The 18,176-nt window shown below is 61.9% G+C and carries 24 protein-coding genes; 19 read left to right on the top strand and 5 right to left on the bottom strand.

The window, feature by feature from the left end:
• Positions 1-96 precede the first annotated feature (96 nt).
• The 3 genes from ACSBQT_RS10685 to ACSBQT_RS10695 are packed head-to-tail and all read left to right on the top strand — an operon-like array spanning position 97 to position 3,649.
• On the top strand, positions 97-1,605 hold the full coding sequence (locus ACSBQT_RS10685) for a sodium:solute symporter (RefSeq protein ID WP_410708831.1): 1,509 nt from the start codon (positions 97-99) through the stop codon (positions 1,603-1,605).
• Complete coding sequence (gene murQ, locus ACSBQT_RS10690) at positions 1,602-2,591, top strand: N-acetylmuramic acid 6-phosphate etherase (RefSeq protein WP_435001714.1); 990 nt, start codon at positions 1,602-1,604, stop codon at positions 2,589-2,591. Before ACSBQT_RS10685 ends, murQ begins: the two co-directional genes overlap by 4 nt.
• Positions 2,588-3,649: a BadF/BadG/BcrA/BcrD ATPase family protein gene (locus tag ACSBQT_RS10695; protein ID WP_435001715.1), complete on the top strand. Its 1,062-nt coding sequence runs from the start codon at positions 2,588-2,590 to the stop codon at positions 3,647-3,649. The genes murQ and ACSBQT_RS10695 overlap by 4 nt, the downstream gene beginning before the upstream one ends.
• A 7-nt stretch (positions 3,650-3,656) precedes the next feature.
• Here ACSBQT_RS10695 and ACSBQT_RS10700 read toward each other — a convergent pair whose 3' ends face one another.
• On the bottom strand, positions 3,657-4,178 hold the full coding sequence (locus tag ACSBQT_RS10700) for a GNAT family N-acetyltransferase (RefSeq protein WP_435001716.1): 522 nt from the start codon (positions 4,176-4,178) through the stop codon (positions 3,657-3,659).
• A 244-nt stretch (positions 4,179-4,422) separates the two neighbouring features.
• On the opposite strand from ACSBQT_RS10700, the gene ACSBQT_RS10705 reads away from it, so the two are divergent.
• The 4 genes from ACSBQT_RS10705 (at position 4,423) to ACSBQT_RS10720 (ending at position 8,412) form a co-directional block, all read left to right on the top strand.
• Positions 4,423-6,066: a hypothetical protein gene (locus tag ACSBQT_RS10705; RefSeq protein ID WP_435001717.1), complete on the top strand. Its 1,644-nt coding sequence runs from the start codon at positions 4,423-4,425 to the stop codon at positions 6,064-6,066.
• A gap of 239 nt (positions 6,067-6,305) precedes the next feature.
• Positions 6,306-7,580, top strand: a complete 1,275-nt coding sequence (locus ACSBQT_RS10710; RefSeq protein WP_435001718.1) for an FAD-dependent oxidoreductase — start codon at positions 6,306-6,308, stop codon at positions 7,578-7,580.
• 63 nt (positions 7,581-7,643) lie between these two features.
• Entirely contained in the window at positions 7,644-8,150 is a 507-nt protein-coding gene (locus tag ACSBQT_RS10715; RefSeq protein WP_435001719.1) for a GNAT family N-acetyltransferase, read from the top strand.
• A 10-nt stretch (positions 8,151-8,160) separates the two neighbouring features.
• Complete coding sequence (locus ACSBQT_RS10720; protein WP_039209584.1) at positions 8,161-8,412, top strand: PspC domain-containing protein; 252 nt, start codon at positions 8,161-8,163, stop codon at positions 8,410-8,412.
• Positions 8,413-8,610: 198 nt separating this feature from the next.
• Here the strand turns inward: ACSBQT_RS10720 and ACSBQT_RS10725 are convergent, their stop codons facing one another.
• The 4 genes from ACSBQT_RS10725 to ACSBQT_RS10740 form a co-directional block, all read right to left on the bottom strand.
• Complete coding sequence (locus tag ACSBQT_RS10725) at positions 8,611-9,090, bottom strand: hypothetical protein (RefSeq protein WP_410708820.1); 480 nt, start codon at positions 9,088-9,090, stop codon at positions 8,611-8,613.
• A 411-nt stretch (positions 9,091-9,501) separates the two neighbouring features.
• A complete protein-coding gene (locus ACSBQT_RS10730; protein WP_435001720.1) occupies positions 9,502-10,560 on the bottom strand; it encodes a tyrosine-type recombinase/integrase in 1,059 nt (352 codons plus the stop codon).
• Complete coding sequence (locus tag ACSBQT_RS10735; RefSeq protein ID WP_435001721.1) at positions 10,560-10,940, bottom strand: ImmA/IrrE family metallo-endopeptidase; 381 nt, start codon at positions 10,938-10,940, stop codon at positions 10,560-10,562. Before ACSBQT_RS10735 ends, ACSBQT_RS10730 begins: the two co-directional genes overlap by 1 nt.
• A gap of 11 nt (positions 10,941-10,951) precedes the next feature.
• Positions 10,952-11,269, bottom strand: coding sequence for a helix-turn-helix domain-containing protein (locus tag ACSBQT_RS10740; RefSeq protein WP_435001722.1), 318 nt, complete (start codon positions 11,267-11,269; stop codon positions 10,952-10,954).
• 169 nt (positions 11,270-11,438) lie between these two features.
• Between ACSBQT_RS10740 and ACSBQT_RS10745 the strand changes: the two genes are divergently transcribed.
• The 12 genes from ACSBQT_RS10745 (at position 11,439) to ACSBQT_RS10800 (ending at position 17,965) form a co-directional block, all read left to right on the top strand.
• Complete coding sequence (locus tag ACSBQT_RS10745) at positions 11,439-11,837, top strand: helix-turn-helix domain-containing protein (protein WP_435001723.1); 399 nt, start codon at positions 11,439-11,441, stop codon at positions 11,835-11,837.
• 319 nt (positions 11,838-12,156) lie between these two features.
• Complete coding sequence (locus ACSBQT_RS10750) at positions 12,157-12,546, top strand: hypothetical protein (protein ID WP_435001724.1); 390 nt, start codon at positions 12,157-12,159, stop codon at positions 12,544-12,546.
• Between the two features lie 311 nt (positions 12,547-12,857).
• On the top strand, positions 12,858-13,073 hold the full coding sequence (locus ACSBQT_RS10755) for a hypothetical protein (RefSeq protein ID WP_180345564.1): 216 nt from the start codon (positions 12,858-12,860) through the stop codon (positions 13,071-13,073).
• Between the two features lie 75 nt (positions 13,074-13,148).
• Positions 13,149-14,021 carry a YqaJ viral recombinase family protein gene (locus ACSBQT_RS10760; RefSeq protein ID WP_435001725.1) on the top strand — a complete coding sequence of 291 codons (873 nt, stop codon included), beginning with the start codon at positions 13,149-13,151 and terminating at the stop codon, positions 14,019-14,021.
• On the top strand, positions 14,018-14,599 hold the full coding sequence (locus ACSBQT_RS10765; protein WP_435001726.1) for an ERF family protein: 582 nt from the start codon (positions 14,018-14,020) through the stop codon (positions 14,597-14,599). The genes ACSBQT_RS10760 and ACSBQT_RS10765 overlap by 4 nt, the downstream gene beginning before the upstream one ends.
• Positions 14,596-14,880 (top strand): hypothetical protein, encoded by a 285-nt coding sequence (locus ACSBQT_RS10770; protein ID WP_435001727.1) that lies wholly within the window; start codon positions 14,596-14,598, stop codon positions 14,878-14,880. Before ACSBQT_RS10765 ends, ACSBQT_RS10770 begins: the two co-directional genes overlap by 4 nt.
• The gene (locus ACSBQT_RS10775; RefSeq protein WP_435001728.1) at positions 14,870-15,241 is read left to right on the top strand and encodes a hypothetical protein; all 372 of its coding nucleotides are present in this window, start codon (positions 14,870-14,872) and stop codon (positions 15,239-15,241) included. Before ACSBQT_RS10770 ends, ACSBQT_RS10775 begins: the two co-directional genes overlap by 11 nt.
• Positions 15,242-15,309: 68 nt before the next feature.
• Positions 15,310-15,462, top strand: a complete 153-nt coding sequence (locus ACSBQT_RS10780) for a hypothetical protein (RefSeq protein ID WP_180345565.1) — start codon at positions 15,310-15,312, stop codon at positions 15,460-15,462.
• A 337-nt stretch (positions 15,463-15,799) separates the two neighbouring features.
• Positions 15,800-16,072 (top strand): hypothetical protein, encoded by a 273-nt coding sequence (locus ACSBQT_RS10785; RefSeq protein ID WP_435001729.1) that lies wholly within the window; start codon positions 15,800-15,802, stop codon positions 16,070-16,072.
• Positions 16,069-16,371: a hypothetical protein gene (locus tag ACSBQT_RS10790; RefSeq protein WP_435001730.1), complete on the top strand. Its 303-nt coding sequence runs from the start codon at positions 16,069-16,071 to the stop codon at positions 16,369-16,371. The genes ACSBQT_RS10785 and ACSBQT_RS10790 overlap by 4 nt, the downstream gene beginning before the upstream one ends.
• A complete protein-coding gene (locus ACSBQT_RS10795) occupies positions 16,368-16,793 on the top strand; it encodes a RusA family crossover junction endodeoxyribonuclease (protein WP_435001731.1) in 426 nt (141 codons plus the stop codon). Before ACSBQT_RS10790 ends, ACSBQT_RS10795 begins: the two co-directional genes overlap by 4 nt.
• A complete protein-coding gene (locus ACSBQT_RS10800) occupies positions 16,790-17,965 on the top strand; it encodes an RtcB family protein (RefSeq protein WP_435001732.1) in 1,176 nt (391 codons plus the stop codon). The genes ACSBQT_RS10795 and ACSBQT_RS10800 overlap by 4 nt, the downstream gene beginning before the upstream one ends.
• Positions 17,966-18,176 lie beyond the last annotated feature (211 nt).

Below are 18,176 nucleotides of genomic sequence, written 5' to 3' on the forward strand. Positions count from 1 at the left end.
GCCGGACCCGGCACCACCCGCTCGGCCGCACAGACGAACGCACCTCCTGACCACCGATCAACCGACACACTCCACACCCCCAACAAGGAGAGACCAATGCAGATCATCGACCTCCTGGTGATCATCGCCTATCTCGTCGCAACGGCGTGGCTGGGACTGGCACTGAGCGGCAAACAGAGCAGCCTCAAGGGCTACTTCCTCGGCGGGCGCGACCTGCCGTGGTGGGCCGTCTGTCTGTCCGTCGTCGCCACCGAGACGAGCGCGCTCACCGTCATCGGCATCCCCGTCATGAGCTACCTCGGCGACCTCAACTACCTGCAGCTCGGACTCGGCTACATCCTCGGCCGCGTCATCGTCGCCTACTTCATGCTGCCGCGCTACTACGACGGTGAGATGATCACCGCGTACGCCTACCTGGGCAAACGTTTCGGCCAGTCGACTCAGACCACGGCCGGCGTGACCTTCCTCTTCACCCGACTGCTCGCCGACGGCATCCGCGTGCTCGCCGCGGCCATCCCGCTCAAGGTCATCCTCGACGGGCTCGGCATCCACACGAACTACTTCGTCATCATCGTCGTCCTCTCGCTTGTGACGATCGTGTACACGTTCATCGGCGGCATCAAGGCCGTCATCTGGGTCGATGTCGCGCAGATGATCCTCTACGTCCTCGGCGGGATCCTCGCGATCATCATCATCTCCGCATCGATCGGCGGCGGATGGCTCGCCGAGGCGGTCGAGGCCGGAAAGACGAACATCTTCGTCTTCGAAGGCAACCCGATCTCCGCGGACACCTCATTCATCCCGTCGGTTCTCGGCGGCGCCGTGTTCGCGATGGCCTCCCACGGTTCCGATCAGCTCATCGTTCAGCGCCTGCTGTCGTGCCGGTCGAAGCTCGAGGCGCAGAAGGCTCTCATCACCTCCGGATTCGTCGTGGTCGTCCAGTTCGCGATCTTCCTCGCCGTCGGTCTGGCTCTCTGGGCGTACTACGATCACGCGCTGCCCGCGGATCTCGGCCTGACCCGCGACGACGAGATCTTCCCGCTGTTCATCATCGAGGGCCTGCCCACGGGAATCTCCGGACTGCTGCTGGCCGGCATCCTCGCAGCCGCGATGTCGACGCTGTCGTCGTCGCTGTCGGCCCTGTCGTCCTCGACGGTCAACGACGTCTACGCGAAGCTCAAGCGCACCCCGATGACCGACGAACAGGGATTCAAGGTCGGCCGCTGGGCGACGATCGGCTGGGGCATCGCGTTCATCCTGCCCGCCACGATCTTCGAATCCGACTCCGGCAACATCGTCATCCTGGCTCTCGGCATCGCCGGCATCACGTACGGCGGTCTGCTCGGCGCGTTCGTCTTCGGCATCGTCAACAAACGAGCCCGTGCCGTCGACGCGAACATCGCCTTCGCCCTGGCCGTGGCCGTCAACGCGTTCTTCTTCGTCATGGAGAAGTACGTCACCGGCGAGGTGTGGGTGGCGTGGCAGTGGTACCCGCTGCTCGGCGTCATCGTCACCTTCATCGTCGGCGGCCTGCTCGGTCTGCGCCACAAGACCACAGTCGAAGAGCCCACCATCGCCGAGGCGGAAGGAAGCCCCCGTCCATGACCTCCTCCCAGCGGCCGCTGTCCCCGACCGAGCAGCGCAATCCGGCCAGCTCCGGACTCGACGAACTCGACACCCTCGGAGTCTTGCGGGTCCTCAACGCCGAAGACCACGGTGTCATCGATGCGGTCGCCGCGGCCCTGCCGCAGCTGGCCGAACTCGTCGACATCGCCGCAGACCGCATGCGCCGAGGCGGCCGTGTCCACTACTTCGGAGCAGGCACCTCGGGGCGGTTGGGCGTCCTCGATGCGAGCGAGCTCCTGCCGACGTTCAACCTCGAACCGGGCCGGGTCATCGGGCACATCGCCGGTGGTCAGGCGGCATTGGTCAATGCGGTGGAGAACGCCGAGGACTCCGGGGCCGACGGAACCGCGGCCGGTGCCGAGCTCGGACCCGACGATGTGGCCATCGGCATCGCCGCGAGCGGGTCGACCCCGTACGTCGGCGGGGCGCTCGACGCGGCGCGGGCCAACGGCGCCCACGCTGTGCTCATCTCGAACAACCCGTACGCCTCTCTGGCGGAGAAAGCCGATGACCACATCGTGCTCGACACCGGCCCCGAAGTGATCACCGGATCGACCAGGCTCAAGGCCGGCACCGCCCAGAAGCTCACCCTCAACGGGTTCTCGACCGCGCTCATGGTCGCTCTCGGCCGGACCTGGGACAACCTCATGGTCTCCGTCGTCGCGACGAACGCGAAGCTGCGCGAGCGCACTGTGCGCATCCTCCGCGAGGCCGCCGACCTGGGAGACGCCGACGCGCGAGCTCTGCTCGAGAGCTGCGATGGCGATCTCAAGACCGCTATCGTCGTCTCCTTCACCGAGGCGGCCCCCGCCCTGGCTGTGTCGACCCTGGAGTCCCATGACGGATCGGTCAGGTCCGCGATCGCCGAGCTTGTCCGGGTGGGCGCATCGTCCGATGCTGGAGCCGGTTCCAGACCGAAGGATTCCGGCCAGGACAACCCTGGGCCGGGTACCGTGGGCGCATGAGTCTGATCCTCGGCATCGATATCGGCGGCACCGGCAGTCGTGCCGCGCTCGGTGGCGTTGATGACACGGAGTCCGTCCCACACATCGTCGACCAGATCGCCGGACCGCGCATCGAGATCGGGCCTTGTGGCAGCAACGTCCTTTCCGTCATTCGGGAACTCGTGAGAACGGCCGCAGAGACATGGTCCGAAGGCTTCTCGGAGGTCAGCGGCATCGGCATCGGTGCGACCGGGATCGCCTCTCTCGCCGAGGATCCTGTTGAAGTCCTCGCCGAGATCTCGGCCGAGAACGGTGTGCCGGCGGTCGCCGCCATCGATGCCGTGACGGCCCACCTCGGCGCCCTCGGTGGAACCGGTGGGGCGATCAGTGTGCTCGGCACCGGAGCGATCGCCATCGCCCACCCGGGTCCGGGTGAGGCAGGCCACTGGTCAGCCGAATGGTCACGAGCCGATGGGTGGGGACACCTCTTCGGCGATCGCGGGGGAGGAGCGTGGCTGGGACGTCATGGTCTCGAACTCGCTCTGCGCACTCACGACGGTATCGACGAACGAGGTCGTGCACTGCTCGAAGCGGCCGCCAGACGATTCGGCCCACCCGCCTCGTGGCCGGGTCAGTTCTATACCCGCAATGACCGGGCCGGAATCCTCGCCGCATTCGCTGTCGACATCGCCGAGACTGCTCGAGCCGGCGACACAGCATCGGCCGACCTGCTCCGCAGCGCGGGTGAGGAAGCTGCCCGCAGCGCGCTTGCCGCGACGCGCGCAGCCTGCCGAGTCGACGTTTCGTCAACATTGACCCTTGCCGACGGCGCACCGCAATCTGCCGCCGCACGTGCGGATAGCCGGAACGCGGATAGGCCCGTATACATCGCGCTCACCGGGGGAGTCGCGGCCGCGGGGAGCCACCTCGTCGAGGGGTTCCGCACCGAAGCCGCACGGCTTGATCCGACCATCACCATCGTCGAGCCCGCAGGCGGACCGCTCGATGGGGCAATCACGCTGGGCCACCTCGGCGCCGGTGGGAAACTCGGCGCGCAGGACCGGGTCATCTGGACCTGACTGGTCGTCAGTCGCCCCTGGCCTGCCGCACCATCCGCACTTCGCGCACTCCGTCGTACTCGTCGGTCTTCACTGTGCCGTCGGCTACGAACCCGTTCTTTGAGTAGAACGCTTGGGCACGCGGATTCGGATCCGCCACCCACAGTGCAGTCGTCACGGACGGATCGATGACGGCGTCGAGGAGGTCCTGGCCGACGCCCGTGCCGTGCATGGATCGATAGGCGTAGAGCACGTAGAGGTGGCGGTCTTCGGGGCGTTCGTCCTCGGCAGATTCCGTATTCTCGGGCGGGCCAGCCATGGCGATGCCGACGATCTCCCCGTCGGATTCGGCGACGGCGCAGGTGAACTTCGACCGATCCGCCTCGGCGAGGATCTGCGTCCACATCTGGCGGCGTCGATCAATGAGGTCGGGGGCATCGAGGAGTTCGTCGGGCATGATCCCGCGGTAGGTCTCGAGCCAGGTGTCGACATGGACGCGCGCCATGGCTGCAGCATCGGCGGGCACGGGCGGGCGAACTGCGTGGGTCATGACTGGATGCTACCGGCCGACGCGGCCAGGAAGATCGTTCTCCGGCACGAAATATTCACCTGACCTGCACCTGCCGACAAACAGCTGTCCAGCCGGGGCACCCAGGATCGAGAGAGTGAGAGCGAACCGCGAACCAGTCACCGCCGTCGAATCACCAACCTCGGGCCACCCACTTCCTCAACCGCTCCGGCCGTCACCACCCGGTCCTCGGAACACCGGCGGAGGAGCCGTCGCATTCGAGTCGGTGGCAGCACCACCGCCCACCGACCTCGAGCTGCCGATGGGCCCGCGTACCCGGCTGTACCGCTTCTTCGAAGCCCTGCCGGCGGCGATCAGCTTCACCGCGGTCGGGCTCGTGTTCATCCTGCCGTTCGTCGATGTGATGCTCGGAGCGGTCTATGTGCTCTCGATCGTCGGGCTGATGTTCGTGCGGGCAATGCTCGGGGCGATCGATGTCGCCCGCGGCTTCGTCCGCTTTCGCCGCAGCGCTCGCGTCGACTGGGCGGCACGGCTGACCGACCTGGAGCGAGCCCTGGACGGACGCCCTTCCTTGGCGCATCCTCGGGGTGGGTTCCGTGCCGCCGACCACGCCGCCCTCGTCGCTCAAGTCAGCGCCGATCCGACCTCGATCGTGCGGCCATCGACCCTGCTCCACGCGGTCGTCGTGGCCGCGTACAACGAGCCCTACCCGGTCATCGCTGACACCATCCGCACCCTGCTGCACACGTCGACGAAACCCGAACAGCTCCTCGTCTTCTTCGCCCATGAGGAACGGGGAGGACCGGCCATGGCAGAGACCGCTCGGCGGCTCGAAGCCGAGTACGGCCACCGCTTCGGGGCTTTCGTCCTCGTCGAACATCCGGCCGGATTGCCGGACGAGATCGCCGGCAAGGGCGCGAACATCACGTACGCCGGCCACCGTCTGGCCGAATGGGTCCGTGACGAGGCCATCGACCCACGCCGGGTGATCGTCACGAGCCTCGACTGCGACAACATTCCGCACGAGTCCTACTTCGACGCCGTCGCCTACGAATATGCGGTCGCACCGGACCGGGAACGACTGTCGTTTCAGCCGATCAGCCTCTACATCACGAACATCTGGGACGTGCCCGCACCATCGCGAGTTGTCGCCAGTGCGAACTGCTTCTGGAATCTCACGACCACTGTCCGCAGGCTCGCACTGCGCAACTTCGCCTCCCACGCGCAGCCGCTGACTGCTCTGGTCGAGATGGGCTTCTGGTCGAAGCGGACCATTGTCGAGGACGGTCACCAGTACTGGCGCAGCTGGTTCCACTTCGACGGGGACTACCGGGTCGTCCCCATCCACGTTCCGATCTTCCAGGACGCGGTGCAGGCGGGGACGTTCAGGACGACCATGATCGCTCAGTTCAAACAGCTCAGCCGCTGGTCGTACGGCGCCTCCGACGTTCCCTATGTCGGGGTGCGCGTCTTCGCCCCTGGTGCCCGCGCGCCGTTCTGGCCCGGAGTCATCCGCTTCTTCTCCCTGCTCGAAGGGCACGTCAGTCTCGGCTCGATCTCGATCATCATCGCCATCGGCGGCTGGATCCCCTTCGTAGTGGCCACACAGACGGGGCAGGCATCCTCGTTGGTCGAGCGCATGCCGATGACCGTGGGCATCATTCAGCAGATCGGCATGATCGGACTCATCGTCTCCATCATCGTGTTCAATGCGCTGCTGCCTCCTCGGCCGATCCACGTCCCGCGCGAACGCCGCGTGACGATGTGGCTGCAGTGGCTGCTCTATCCGCTCACGCTGCTCGTATTCAATTCCTCGACCGCGCTGTACTCGCAGTGGTGCCTGCTCACCGGCCGCTACCGCGAACGCTTCGACGTCACCGAGAAGATGGCCGGCGGACGCTCCAACTGACCAGGTGCCGGCACATCAACTGGTTCAAAGTGTGAGTGCCCGGATTTCAGGCTCCTCTCCTGCACTTTGAACCAGTTGTCACCTCCGTCGCCGAGGCGGTCGGTCGGCTGGCCGGATCACGATCCCCATTTCCGTCGCCCGGTGCGAGGTCTACGCTGGGAACTGAGCCCCAGCGTTCACAGAGTCAACGGTGCCGCCGGCTCCCGGAGCCGCAGTGCCGTCCAGCCGAGGAGAGTGTCATGGCCGACACCGACAGCACACACGCCGCCCGACACGAAACTGAGCATTTCGACTGCATCATCAGCGGAGGCGGCCCCGCCGGAATCGTGGCCGGCCTGCTGCTGGCCCGTGGCGGGGTGAGAGTCGTCATTCTCGAGAAGCACGAGGACTTCTTCCGCGACTTCCGCGGCGACACCATCCACCCGTCCACTCTGCGCCTCCTCGACGAGTTGGGCCTCTACCATCGGTTCGCCCGCATCACCCACCGTCGAGTGAGCAATATCAGCCTCCAGGATCGGAACGGCGAGGATTTCGTCCTCGGCGACCTGTCGCGGCTGAACACCGCGCACCCTTATATGACTATCGCCCCGCAGTGGGACTTCCTCAACCTGCTCGCCGAGGCGGGAGAGGACGAACCGGGATTCGACCTGCGGATGGGCACAGAGATGTCGTCCCTGATCTGGGAGGGCGACCGTGTCATCGGCGTTCGCGCGGTCGGGGTCGACGGCGAGACCGAGTTCCGGGCGCCACTCGTCGTGGCCGCCGACGGCCGCTGGTCGAAGGCGCGGGAGGAGGCGCGACTTCCGGTCCGCGAACTGCGTTCCGGGATCGACGTGTGGTGGTTCCGGATCGACACCGAGGCGGAGCTCCCCGACTCCGTGGCACCCCGCTCACACGACGGCAGCGTCTTCGTTGCGATTCCGCGGGACGGGCACGTGCAGATCGCCCGGCTCATTCCGAAGGGCGAGGACGCACGATTCCGGGCGGAGGGCGTCGAGGCGCTGCGCAGAGCGGTAGCCAGAACCTTCCCCGCCCTCGCCGAGGATGTCGCAGGAATCGAGATGGACGAGGTGAAGCTGCTCGACGTGCGTCGAAACGAGGCACCAAGGTGGTTCGTCGACGGTCTGCTGTGCATCGGCGACGCGGTGCACGCGATGAGTCCACTCGGCGGAGTCGGCGTCAACCTCGCCGTCCAGGACGGCATGGCCACGGCTAGACTGCTCGCCGACTCGCTGCGCACCGGCGGAGTGCCGATTCGGCAGCTGCGACGGGTCCAGCGCAGACGCCTGCTGACGACGAAGGCAGTCGAACTGCTGCAGGGCGGCATCCACCGGATGATCGAACCCGTCGTCCACCACGGCGGCGACATCCGCCCGCTGGCGCCGTTGGAATGGCTGCTGAGGACCTTCCCCGCGCTCACCGTGGTGCCGGCGCGTATCCTCGGCATGGGAATCACCGCAGAACACGCCCCGGATTTCGCGCGACGCGAGGAACCGGCATTCGAAGGAGCATGATGAGCCAGATCCTCCAACTGCGACCCTTGGCTCCCGCCGATGAAACGGTGATGAGGGACTTCCATGAGCAGCTTGCGGGCCGACGACTTCGCATTCCTCCAAGCCGAGGGCACATGGGACGACATCATCACCACCCACGAGCGCGAGGCTAGGGGAATCGATCTCCCGCCGGGCCGAGTACGCGCGGAATTCCTCGTCGCCGAGGTGGACGGGCGACCCGTGGGTCGCACCTCCATCCGATACGAACTCAACGACTTCCTGTTCGATTTCGGCGGGCACGTCGGATATGCAGTCGCCCCGGAATTCCGTCGCCGAGGATACGCCCAGCAGATCCTGTCCCGCTCGGTCGAACGTCTGCGATCGGCCGGAGTCGAGAGCGTGCTCGTCACGTGCGATGAGACGAACATCGCCTCGGCAAGCGTGATCGAACGGTGCGGGGGAGTCCTCGAAGACGCACGCGAAAACAGTGACGGACCGCCGAAGCGGCGTTATTGGATCGGCGCGGATTCCGGTTTTCCTCAATCGGCCTCGACGGTCAGCACTAGTGCCGCGGTGACGGCAGATCCGTAGAGTCGAAGACATGAACTCACTATTCGACTCCATCCGCAAAATCGGTTTCCGTCGCGGTCCCGACCGCATCCTCGGCGGTATTGCCGGGGGCCTCGCCGAGGTGACCGGCATCAACGTCTGGATCATGCGGCTCATCGTTCTCGCTTCGTTCCTCCTCCCCGTACTCGGAATCGGCGCTTACCTCGTCGCGTGGATCCTCACTCCGTGGCAGGACAATTCGATCCCGCTGCAGCAGGCCTTCGGCGGTCGGTCAATTCAGTGACAGCGGGTCGGCGGTCGACAGGTACTTCACTGACACTCTCGTCGGTGTAGACGACGTACTCATCGCAGCGCGCCGGTCAGGTGCTTCGACGTCTATGCCCATGCCGAGGTCGCAGCCAACCACGGAGAGTTCCTCGGGCTCCTGGTGAAGATCGCCGGTGCGAAACGCGTCCTCGAATTCCGCACCCTGGAGCTGGAACTACCAGACCTGCGGCGATCTGCGGTAGTAGACGTCGACCGGATCCAGGTCGAACGTCGGAGCGTCGAAAAACGTCCAGATGAGGAGAACGATCGTGATTGGGAAGAAAGCGACGCCGAGGTAGCTCCACATGCCCCTCCAGAATCCGACGCGTCTGCCGCTGTGCTTGAGCGAGACGACTCCGCACAGTGCCTGGCCGGGGGAGACCGTGCAGCCGTAGAGGGCTCCGAACACCAGCGCCATCAGCGGATAGCTGGCGAGAGCAGCTCCGGTAGCAGCATCGAGCGAGATGATGTTGATCCCGGCGAGGGCAATGGCGACACCGACGACCGTGCCGGTGCAGAAGAGGACGAAGATCGCGTCGAGGATCCTCGCCCACCAGCGCCTGCCCGACGGCGCCGGAGTCAGCTGACCGCGGTTGCGCCAGGGCCCTGGGCCGTGGATGGCGAGCCCAGCCTGGGCGCGGTAGTTCGAACTCATTGTGCGTATCCTTCTCGCTGCTGACCGGTCGATGACTCCGACTCTATGCGGTTGCCGGCCCGCAGGGGGTGTTCGTCAGGCAACATCCTGTGTCAGTCCCGGTACAGCCTCACTCGACTACCCGCGGTCGCAGGGAGAACTGAATCGTCTGTTGAAAATCTGCTGAAAATGACACACCCCCGAAGCGGTGAGCTTCGGGGGTGCATCACTCCTGTTCAGGCTGGGTGGGCCCCGTGGGGATCGAACCCACGACCCGCGGATTAAAAGAGCGTTTGAGCGGTTGAGCGCCGTTGAGTCATTCGTGCAACATTCGGCCTCTCACCTGGGCATACGCCCCTTCTTGCTCGCCCTGGGTTGCATCTCGTTGCGTGCGGTTTAGTCAATGATTGTCAAAAATCTGTCAAAAATCTGTCACGCGAGGGCCGACAGAATATCGTCGTGCGGAAGTTCCCCTAGATGGGCATAACGCTGAGTCATGATGATGCTCTTGTGGCCTAGCAGATATTGCACTTGCTCTAACGGTCTCCCTGCCTGGACTAGCCAAGACGCATAGGTGTGGCGAAGGTCGTGAACCCTGAAACGTTCCACCCCCGCCTTGTCGGCAGCGGCGTTCAGGGCGCGTCGAAAGTTGTTGTTCTGAGGCATGGCACCACGCGGCGAAAGCAAACGCGGCCCGGTGGTCGGCAGTGAGTCCATGAGCCACTTTGGGACAGGCACCGTCCGGCGCAATTTGCCCTTCGGGTATTGCTTAACGTCCCCGGCCTTATCGTCCCAAACCTCAAACACCTGAACCACGCCACGCTTGACGTCAATTCGCTTCTGATAGATGCCGTCAAGCGAATGAATCTTCGCTTCACCCCAGCGCAATCCCGTGTAGGCAAGGAAATTCATGAGCAGCGCCCAGCGTGGGGAAAGTTCAGCCGTCACCTTCTCCACTTCCGCCTTCGTCAGATACCGCTCATGCTCAACGTCGCCCCCGCTGATCGTGAGACCCTTCGCGGGGTTGTATTCGAGCACTTCAGAATCCACGGCATCACTGAGCGATTTCGACATGAGCGACATAATCCGGTTCACGGTCGCTGTTGACCTCTGCCGGGTGGCGGTTTCGCCCTTCACCTTGACCTCATATGGCTTGAGCAGTTCGGCGCGCCATGCTTTCAAATCCTCGCGCTCAATGTCGCATAGGGCAACGTCCGCCCACCTTGGGGATAGGTAGCGGTCGATCCGTTTTTCGTCCTCGGTCTGAGTGGAGGACTCTACGGTCCTCTGCTCTTGCCAGGTGTCCCGCCACTCACTCCACGGGATAGAGGATGAAGTGCGCTTGCGCTGCGCTTTCGTTTCAGCCTCAGCGGCGGCGTTCTGTGCCTGTTTCTTGTGGGTGAACACTTGCCCCTTGAGTGTCCGGCGCACGCCGTTCCGGTCGCGGTAGCAGGCGACCCAACCGCTCTTATTCTTTCTGACCCATGCCATTATGCGCACCTCGCGAAAGTCATTCTGAAGGCTTCTACAAGCTCACGGGTGACACCTAGAGCCTGAGCTAAACCGCCCGGATGGGGGCCGTAAAGCGTTTCTGCCCGCTCGTATTCATAAGGATCAATCAAGAGTTCTGCCGCCCACTCATTCGCGCGCCGCTCCTGAAACTCGGCCACCTGATCGCTCGGGGCGGTCGAATCGTCGTAGTAGGCGTGCCCTAGCTCATGGGCGAATGTTGACCGTTTCTGTACTTCATTGAGAAGGCTCGATAACACAACTGTTCGGTACGCGGGGACGTAGAACCCTCTGAACGTTCGAAGCTCTGCCTCCTGCACGGTGATTCCTTGTGATTCTGCAAGGGCGAACAGTTGGTTCAAGCCTTTTCTCCTTACGGGTGGTTCTCTTCGGTACTTTCCTGCTCGGCTTCAATGTCGACGCCGGGGTTGTGAGCGACTAGCCCGAACTGGTCTTGCGTCATGGCAGCTTCATCGAAGGCTTTAGCTATGACCTTGGCTCCGTCTAGGCCCAGTGCCTCAATGATCACGGTTACTTCGTCCATCGACATTGAATCTTTGGCGTTGAGGCGGCGTGACACTACGGACTGGGATAGGCCGGTCATCTTCGCAAGGTGGGCTTGCTTGATCTGCTGACGCGCCATTTCTGCCCTGAAGGTAGCGGCTAGGGCCGTGGTGATTGGGTCGCTCATAGCTCAATAGTTGCACGACACGCTCAACTTTACAAGTGCAGGTAAAAATTTCTGATTCAGATACGTGATGCTCTGACCAGCATGTTTATGCAACTTTGAGGCGTAAGTCACCATCGTCCGAACGTTCTGGATATGAATAAACGTTCTGAATCCAGATAGAGTGATTGCCATGAACACCACCACCACACGAAACATTGAGGTTGCGGCACGAGTCCGCGAAGCTCTCGACGCGGAGGGCTACAAAGCCGTTCAAGTCGCGGAAAAGATCGGCGTATCGAAGGGGCAAATGTCCCGTCTCCTTTCCGGTAAGTCGGCAATCAAGTTCGATCACCTGATCAAGCTTGGCCGAATCCTCGGGATGGACCCGCGCCGGTTCCTCGGCCTCAGCCCAACAACAAATGATGTGCTCATGACAGTACCCGAAGCGGCTGACATGGCGAACCGGCACCCCCAGACGATCAGGGCAGCGATCTACTCGGGCGATCTTCCGTCTGAGCAGACAGGGCCGGGTGGCTGGCATCAGATCAAAGAATCGGACCTCAAAGCATGGATTGCAGGTGTCCGATGACCGCCACAACAGTTACACAGTCCCAGCCTGGCATGACGTCGGGGGGAGAATCCGCAAAAGGCTTCACTTGGAAAATCGTTGCGTTCTGCACTGAGCACGGAATCGCAATCACCGGGTCCAAGGCTGATCGTCTCGGCGTTCGCATGAAGCGACGCGCGAACAAGATGCAAGCACAATTCGACTTCTACGAATCGCTGCGCGTCCTTGGCATCCATACCGACTCAACGGCGCAAGACGCTGAGCACCGCGCAACCTGCGTGAGACCGGAATGCGATAAGTGCGGCAGGACAAGCGTTGTCAACACGGTTAGGATCAGCTCATGAGTGCTCAGATTCCTGATATCGAGTTCCCGGAGCCGAATGGTGACGAAGCTACATTCTTCCTCGCTAGCGCGGCGGTCAATGAGGTTGAGCGATATGTGAGGCTACTGCTCAAACTCCACGGCCAAGGGTCGGAAGAGTTCTATTCCGTGGGCCGACAAGTGCAAGCGGTGATCAACTCAACCATTCGCAAGGCACGAAGGTTCACAGACAACGATGACAGGAAGGAACTGCTGCGGTCGTTGTACAGATGCAAGTCAACTGCTTCATTTTTGATCGAGTTCGGGCCGTACGTTGAAGGGTCCGGCGGACAACGACCCGGCCGTCCGAACACCGCTGTTAAATCCGTGAAGTCGGGCGGACTTCCGGGGCTGGGGAAGAGGAACTAGCTAAACAGAACAATCATGTAAGGCCCTGCCGTGTTCGGCGGGGCCTTTTCTATGCGCCATTTTGCCTTTAGATCGAGCTTCAAGCGCAATAAGCCCGGTCTGATCTGGCCTACCACCACAACACCCCCGGCCATGGGCACCGGGGGTTTTTCTCTACCCAAAAGGGGACGCAATGAGAGCAATAGGTTTCATCCTCGCGGTTGCGGGGGTGCTGTTGGTCGCTCAGTCAACGGGGACAGTCAACGGCGGTTTTGTCGTGGGCGCACCTGTCTCGTTGTTGGGCGTGTTTTTGATGACGAAGGAATACAAGCGTGAACGACAAGAAGAAGGACATTCCAGTGAGAAAGAAATCTGACATGAACAACCCGTGGGCACCCGCCTATCAGAAGCCGTCGCAACCCGCGCATAGAGGTGACAGAACCTCTTCGTTGGGGATCGGGCTTGCAGAGGGCCGAATCAACCCCTCGCATGAACCGTGGTTCGACCATATGGCGAAAACCTACGACATGAGGGGGCGGCGTGGCTGAGCTAAACACTGTGGGAACGCTGCTGATCCTGCTGGCCCTTGTGATGCTGCTGAACAACTGGAAGTGAGGGCACCAATGTATGCAGTTCTATCGTCTCAGGCTGAGGACTACGAAGCTTGGCAGGCTGACCGTTCTACAGGCGTGACGGCCTCGGAAATGTCGATTCTCGCGCACGGCTCACGGGCCGCGTGGGCGAAGCTGAAAGCCGAAAAGCAAGGTATTGCCCCGAGGTGGAGGGGCAACAAGTACACGCAGTGGGGACACGACCGGGAGCCGGTCATCCTTTCCTTCCTGGGCGAAGAGTACGGGATCGTTCCGAACGATCACGTTTTGCGGAATGACGATGATCCCCGCGCCATGGGCACGCCTGACGGCACGCATGCGAAGGGCGACGTGCTAGGTGAGGCGAAAACGTCAAAGAAGGAGCGCTGGGAGCGCGTGCCCGCCGGGTACGTGACACAGGCCCAGTGGAACATGCGCGTCACTGGCGCGTCTGCTGTGGTGCTCGCGGTCGAATACTACGACGAGCGCGACGATGGCTCACTTGTCCCACGCTATTTCAATGACTTTCACGTGTTCATTATTGACCGCGACGATGACGAAATCGCCTACCTGAATGACCTGTTGGACCAGTTCTACGCAATGGGCGAGGTCACGGAGATTGACGCGCTGCTCGCGGAACGGCTCGAAGCTACTGCCGCCCTTGATGAAGCGAAGGCAGACCTTGCAGATGTGGACGCTCGGCTTCATGCGCTGATCGGGGATAAGGACAAGTTCAAGTATGTGTCCGACCTCGGCACGGTCACGTTGGTGAAGCCGAAGGCTCGGGAGACGTTCGACAAGAAGAAGTTCGGGGAATCGCACCCGGAGCTGTTGGAGCAGTTCACCGTACCGGGGAAGGCTCCGAAACCATCACTCAGGATCACACCAGCGAAGGAGAACGCATGAAGGTCAACGAAGCGATTATTGAGGTCATGAAGGACGTGGGCGCGGTCGGGAAGGGCGACCATAACACCTTCCACAACTTCAACTTTCGCGGCATTGACGCAGTTGTGAACGCATTGTCACCGGCGATGAAGAGGCACGGCGTAACCGTTCACCCGTCGCAGATCATTGCGCGCGACTATGAGCACTACACGACGGACAAGAACAAACAGGGCACCGCGTGCAGGCTCGTGGTTGAGTACACGATCACTGGGCCGGAGGGCGACGTGATCCATTGTGTTGCCGCTGGCGAGTCTGCGGACACGGGCGACAAGGCGACGCCGAAAGCAATGTCAGTCACGTTCCGCACGGCACTGTTGCAGACGTTCGCGCTGCCGACCACAGAGACGGACCCGGATGCGCAGGTAATGGAGCGGCAAGCCCCGCGCCCCGTGACTGGTGAAGCGAGCAATCTGCCTGACTTCAGGGGCATGATGCAGTCGGCCACAAGCCCGGACGAGAAGAACGCAATCTGGAATCAGGCCAAGGAAGCCGGTGCGCCGGTCAAATTCCTTGACGAGTTGAGGGAGATTGGATCATGAGAACTGTTGATTTCGAGTTCGACGGCGAGACCTACACGCTGCCCCGAACAAGTGATCTGCCGCTGCGGTGTTTCCGAGACAGAGGTTTCGACACACTGATCAAGAATGCGCCGGGTGACATCTTGGCTTTCATGTGGGACATGTCCGGCGACGAAGCCCGGTCGTTTATGCGCGAGTGGCGGCGCGCGACTCGTGAAGCAAAGAAGACTGAAGAGCCCCCACTGACACCGCTTGATCGGTTCGTGCTCGCACTGGTGGAAGGTCTTGGCAATGGACGATGAAACACCGGCTGTCGAGCTAACGCCGGTCATGCTGGAACAGCACATGCTGAACCTGAGTAACCGGATCGCGAAGAGCGCCAAGGTCTGCAACGACCGTTACACAGAGTTCCTTGCTGCTGACCGCGAGTTCGATCGCGCTTTTGCTCAAGCCTATTTGGATCACGAAGGACCACAGGCGGAAAAGCGTTACGCCGCCGACAAAGCGACCATAACAGAGCGCGAGGCTCGGGACGTTGCGGACGCCGCGCACAGGTACGCGGATCGCCTGTCGAAGGCTTTGCAGTCTGAGCTTATGGCGTATCAGTCGCTCAATAAGTCGATCCTGGCTCAATTCCAGGTTGCAGGTGTCGGGGAACGCTGACACCACCACATAACGAATGTTCTAGCCGCTCTTCGGGGCGGCTTTTTTGATGCCCGAAAGGGGAAGAAATGTTGTTCATCATTCTGTTCTGGCTTGCTCTGACGCTGGGCTTTGTCTCGTGGATCGGAGCTATCGCGGAGAAGAGCACCGGCATGGTGTGCGCGGCTTTGGGGTTCGCGGTCATTTCGTATGCGGCGGCGGTCGGTGCGCAATGGCTGTGAGTGCGAAGAATAGGCAAGCCGTTTTCGATCGTGACGGGCGCATGTGCGCGAACTGCGGGGAGACCTACGGTCTGTCGATTCAGCACAGGATCAATCGCGGCATGGGCGGCTCAAAGCTGTTAGACGGTTTCGAGAATCTCATGACGCTATGCGGTCTCTGCAATCAGCGGTTAGAGGCCGTGCCCGAAGTGGCTGAACGGGGTGTGGACCTCGGCCACAAACTCAGGTCGTGGGATGACCCGCTGAAGGTTCCCGTCTTTTTCGCGTTCGACGGCTGGTATTACCTCACGGCTGACGGGCGAAAGACGAAGCGGCCAGATCAGAAAGGGGAAAGGTAATGGCTGACGAGAAGATGCTGCGGAAAGGATTCAAACCGCGCCCCGGTCAGACTGTTCGCTTCTGGGATGCGCCGCGCGGCCTGTGGGTGATTTGGTCGAAGGGAAGCAAGGCCGGGACATGGTTTATCCAGTCGCGCGACGATGAAGCGAAACGTGCTCTGGCCGAATCCGCTCACGTCGCTTCGCTGGCGGAACAGGTGTGGAGCTACGCCCTTGAAGTCAAGGTGAGCGTCATTGGCGAACCCGGCGTGGTTGAGAGGCGGCGGCGGTGAGCTTCAAAGTCTCTGACGTAATGGACGACCTTCAATACCTGATCCGCAACACGGCGAACAGGACTGAAGTTCTGCTGGCCGTGGGCATGGGGCACCGGACGTTCAAACGGATCATGGGCGGCAAGCCCGATGACACTGTTCAGCCACGAACCGCTGAGGCGGTATTTAGGGCGGCTGACGAAATGCGGCTGGAACAGGACGCGCCCGTGGGCTGCGTTCCCGTGAAGGTGGTCATGGCCTACGTGGATTCGCCCGAAGGTCGGGCGTTCATCAGCGAATGCCGGGGTGTGGCCTCATGAGTGAATGGCTGATTGATCTGTTCATTCCTGGCACTCCTCGCGCTCAAGGCTCAATGAAGCATGTTGGCCGGGGCCGCATGATCCACGAACCCAAATTGGTCGAGTGGCGTAATTGGATGATCGAATCCTTGCAAGCGTGGGTGAGGGCGCATTTCGGGGGCTGGGAACCGCTGGACGAACCCGTTGAGGTTGCGGCTAGCTTCTGGCTTCCTCGCCCTGCGAACCCCCGCCTAGAGCACGCGGCTACGGGCCTTGACGTGGACAAGCTTCAACGTGCGGCGGGTGACGCTCTAGAGAAGTCTGGCGTCCTCAAGAATGACGCCCGAATAGTCCGGTGGATCAACCCGGAAAAGGACTGGACACACGACTTCACCGGGGACGGCAGTGTCCCCGGTGTTCGACTGAAAGTGAGAGAACGATGAAACGCGTTGGTAAGAATTTCTATTCATGGGCCTCACAGGTCGATCAGGAAACACTCGATCAGGTGGAGCGCATTTCGTGGATGCCGTTCGTTGAACCGCATGTGTCGCTGATGCCTGACGCGCACCTCGGGAAGGGCGCTGCTGTGGGTTCGGTGATCCCGACGCGCGGCGCGGTCATCCCGTCCGCCGTGGGTGTCGATTTGGGCTGCGGCATGGTCGCAGTTCGGACTCAGTGGACTGAGGATCAGGTGCGCGCTCGGGGTGACCTTCGGGCATTGCGTGAAGGCATTGAGGCGCGTGTGCCCATGAGCGCGGGGAAGTACACACCCGACTTGACCAACTCGGCGGAGGCATTCGTCCAAGAACTTGAGGGCGAGTGGGATTACGAGCTACAGGAGCGCGGGATTTCCGATTTTTCGCGCACCTGGCGTAATCAGCTCGGCACGCTCGGCGGCGGTAACCACTTCATTGAGATTGTGGCTGACGAAGATGATCGTGTGTGGGCGTTCCTGCATTCGGGGTCGCGGGGGATCGGCAACAAGATCGCCACGCACTTCATGAACCTTGCGAACGAATATTGTCGCCGCAACTTCATTGACGTTGATCGAGACCTTGCCTACCTGGTGGAGGGCACGCAGGAATTCGACCAGTACATGAACGCGGTGGAGTGGGCGCAACGGTTCGCCTACTTGAACCGTGAAGAGATGATGATTCAGACGCTCAGCGCGCTTGAGGGCTTTATGGCCGCGCCCGTGGAGAAGTCGGAAGAGGTCAATTGCCACCACAATTTCATGCAGCGTGAACACCACCACGGAAAGAACCTGATCGTCACCCGTAAGGGCGCGATTGAAGCCCGTGACGGTCAGTTCGGACTTATCCCCGGCTCAATGGGCACCGCCTCATACGTGGTGAAGGGGCGCGGAAATGCAATGTCGTTCAACTCGGCACCGCACGGCGCGGGGCGGAACTTCTCACGCCGGAAGGCTCGGGAAACGTTCACTCATGATGACCTCAGAGCGGCCATGAGTGGCATTGAGTATCGAGACACTGACGCGTTTGTTGACGAAATCCCCGGCGCGTACAAGGACATAGATCAGGTCATGGCTGACGCTGCGGACCTGGTGAGCATCGTTCATGAGTTCAGACAGATAGTGAACTGCAAGGGCGATTGAGAGTAAGGAGGTTGCAAAGTGGCTTGGTTCAAAGTCGATGATCGGTTCTACTCTTCGCGCAAGGTTCTGAGGATTCCGCGCAGGTTCCGAGTTGCCGCTGTCGGTCTTTGGACTCTCGCCGGATCATGGTCGGCCCATGACCTGACGGACGGGTTCATTCCTTGGTACATGCTCGATGAATTCGGGGCTGACGAAGAGCTTGCGGACGCGC

The sequence above is a fragment of the Brevibacterium sp. H602 genome (assembly GCF_051172395.1).
In the GTDB taxonomy this organism is placed as follows: domain Bacteria; phylum Actinomycetota; class Actinomycetes; order Actinomycetales; family Brevibacteriaceae; genus Brevibacterium.

Coding starts and splice junctions, on each gene's coding strand:
- ACSBQT_RS10685 (WP_410708831.1), top strand. CDS start 97: ATGCAGATCATCGACCTCCTGGTGATCATCGCCTATCTCGTCGCAACG.
- murQ (WP_435001714.1), top strand. CDS start 1,602: ATGACCTCCTCCCAGCGGCCGCTGTCCCCGACCGAGCAGCGCAATCCG.
- ACSBQT_RS10695 (WP_435001715.1), top strand. CDS start 2,588: ATGAGTCTGATCCTCGGCATCGATATCGGCGGCACCGGCAGTCGTGCC.
- ACSBQT_RS10700 (WP_435001716.1), bottom strand. CDS start 4,178: ATGACCCACGCAGTTCGCCCGCCCGTGCCCGCCGATGCTGCAGCCATG.
- ACSBQT_RS10710 (WP_435001718.1), top strand. CDS start 6,306: ATGGCCGACACCGACAGCACACACGCCGCCCGACACGAAACTGAGCAT.
- ACSBQT_RS10715 (WP_435001719.1), top strand. CDS start 7,644: ATGAGCAGCTTGCGGGCCGACGACTTCGCATTCCTCCAAGCCGAGGGC.
- ACSBQT_RS10720 (WP_039209584.1), top strand. CDS start 8,161: ATGAACTCACTATTCGACTCCATCCGCAAAATCGGTTTCCGTCGCGGT.
- ACSBQT_RS10725 (WP_410708820.1), bottom strand. CDS start 9,090: ATGAGTTCGAACTACCGCGCCCAGGCTGGGCTCGCCATCCACGGCCCA.
- ACSBQT_RS10730 (WP_435001720.1), bottom strand. CDS start 10,560: ATGGCATGGGTCAGAAAGAATAAGAGCGGTTGGGTCGCCTGCTACCGC.
- ACSBQT_RS10740 (WP_435001722.1), bottom strand. CDS start 11,269: ATGAGCGACCCAATCACCACGGCCCTAGCCGCTACCTTCAGGGCAGAA.
- ACSBQT_RS10745 (WP_435001723.1), top strand. CDS start 11,439: ATGAACACCACCACCACACGAAACATTGAGGTTGCGGCACGAGTCCGC.
- ACSBQT_RS10750 (WP_435001724.1), top strand. CDS start 12,157: ATGAGTGCTCAGATTCCTGATATCGAGTTCCCGGAGCCGAATGGTGAC.
- ACSBQT_RS10760 (WP_435001725.1), top strand. CDS start 13,149: ATGTATGCAGTTCTATCGTCTCAGGCTGAGGACTACGAAGCTTGGCAG.
- ACSBQT_RS10765 (WP_435001726.1), top strand. CDS start 14,018: ATGAAGGTCAACGAAGCGATTATTGAGGTCATGAAGGACGTGGGCGCG.
- ACSBQT_RS10770 (WP_435001727.1), top strand. CDS start 14,596: ATGAGAACTGTTGATTTCGAGTTCGACGGCGAGACCTACACGCTGCCC.
- ACSBQT_RS10775 (WP_435001728.1), top strand. CDS start 14,870: ATGGACGATGAAACACCGGCTGTCGAGCTAACGCCGGTCATGCTGGAA.
- ACSBQT_RS10780 (WP_180345565.1), top strand. CDS start 15,310: ATGTTGTTCATCATTCTGTTCTGGCTTGCTCTGACGCTGGGCTTTGTC.
- ACSBQT_RS10785 (WP_435001729.1), top strand. CDS start 15,800: ATGGCTGACGAGAAGATGCTGCGGAAAGGATTCAAACCGCGCCCCGGT.
- ACSBQT_RS10795 (WP_435001731.1), top strand. CDS start 16,368: ATGAGTGAATGGCTGATTGATCTGTTCATTCCTGGCACTCCTCGCGCT.
- ACSBQT_RS10800 (WP_435001732.1), top strand. CDS start 16,790: ATGAAACGCGTTGGTAAGAATTTCTATTCATGGGCCTCACAGGTCGAT.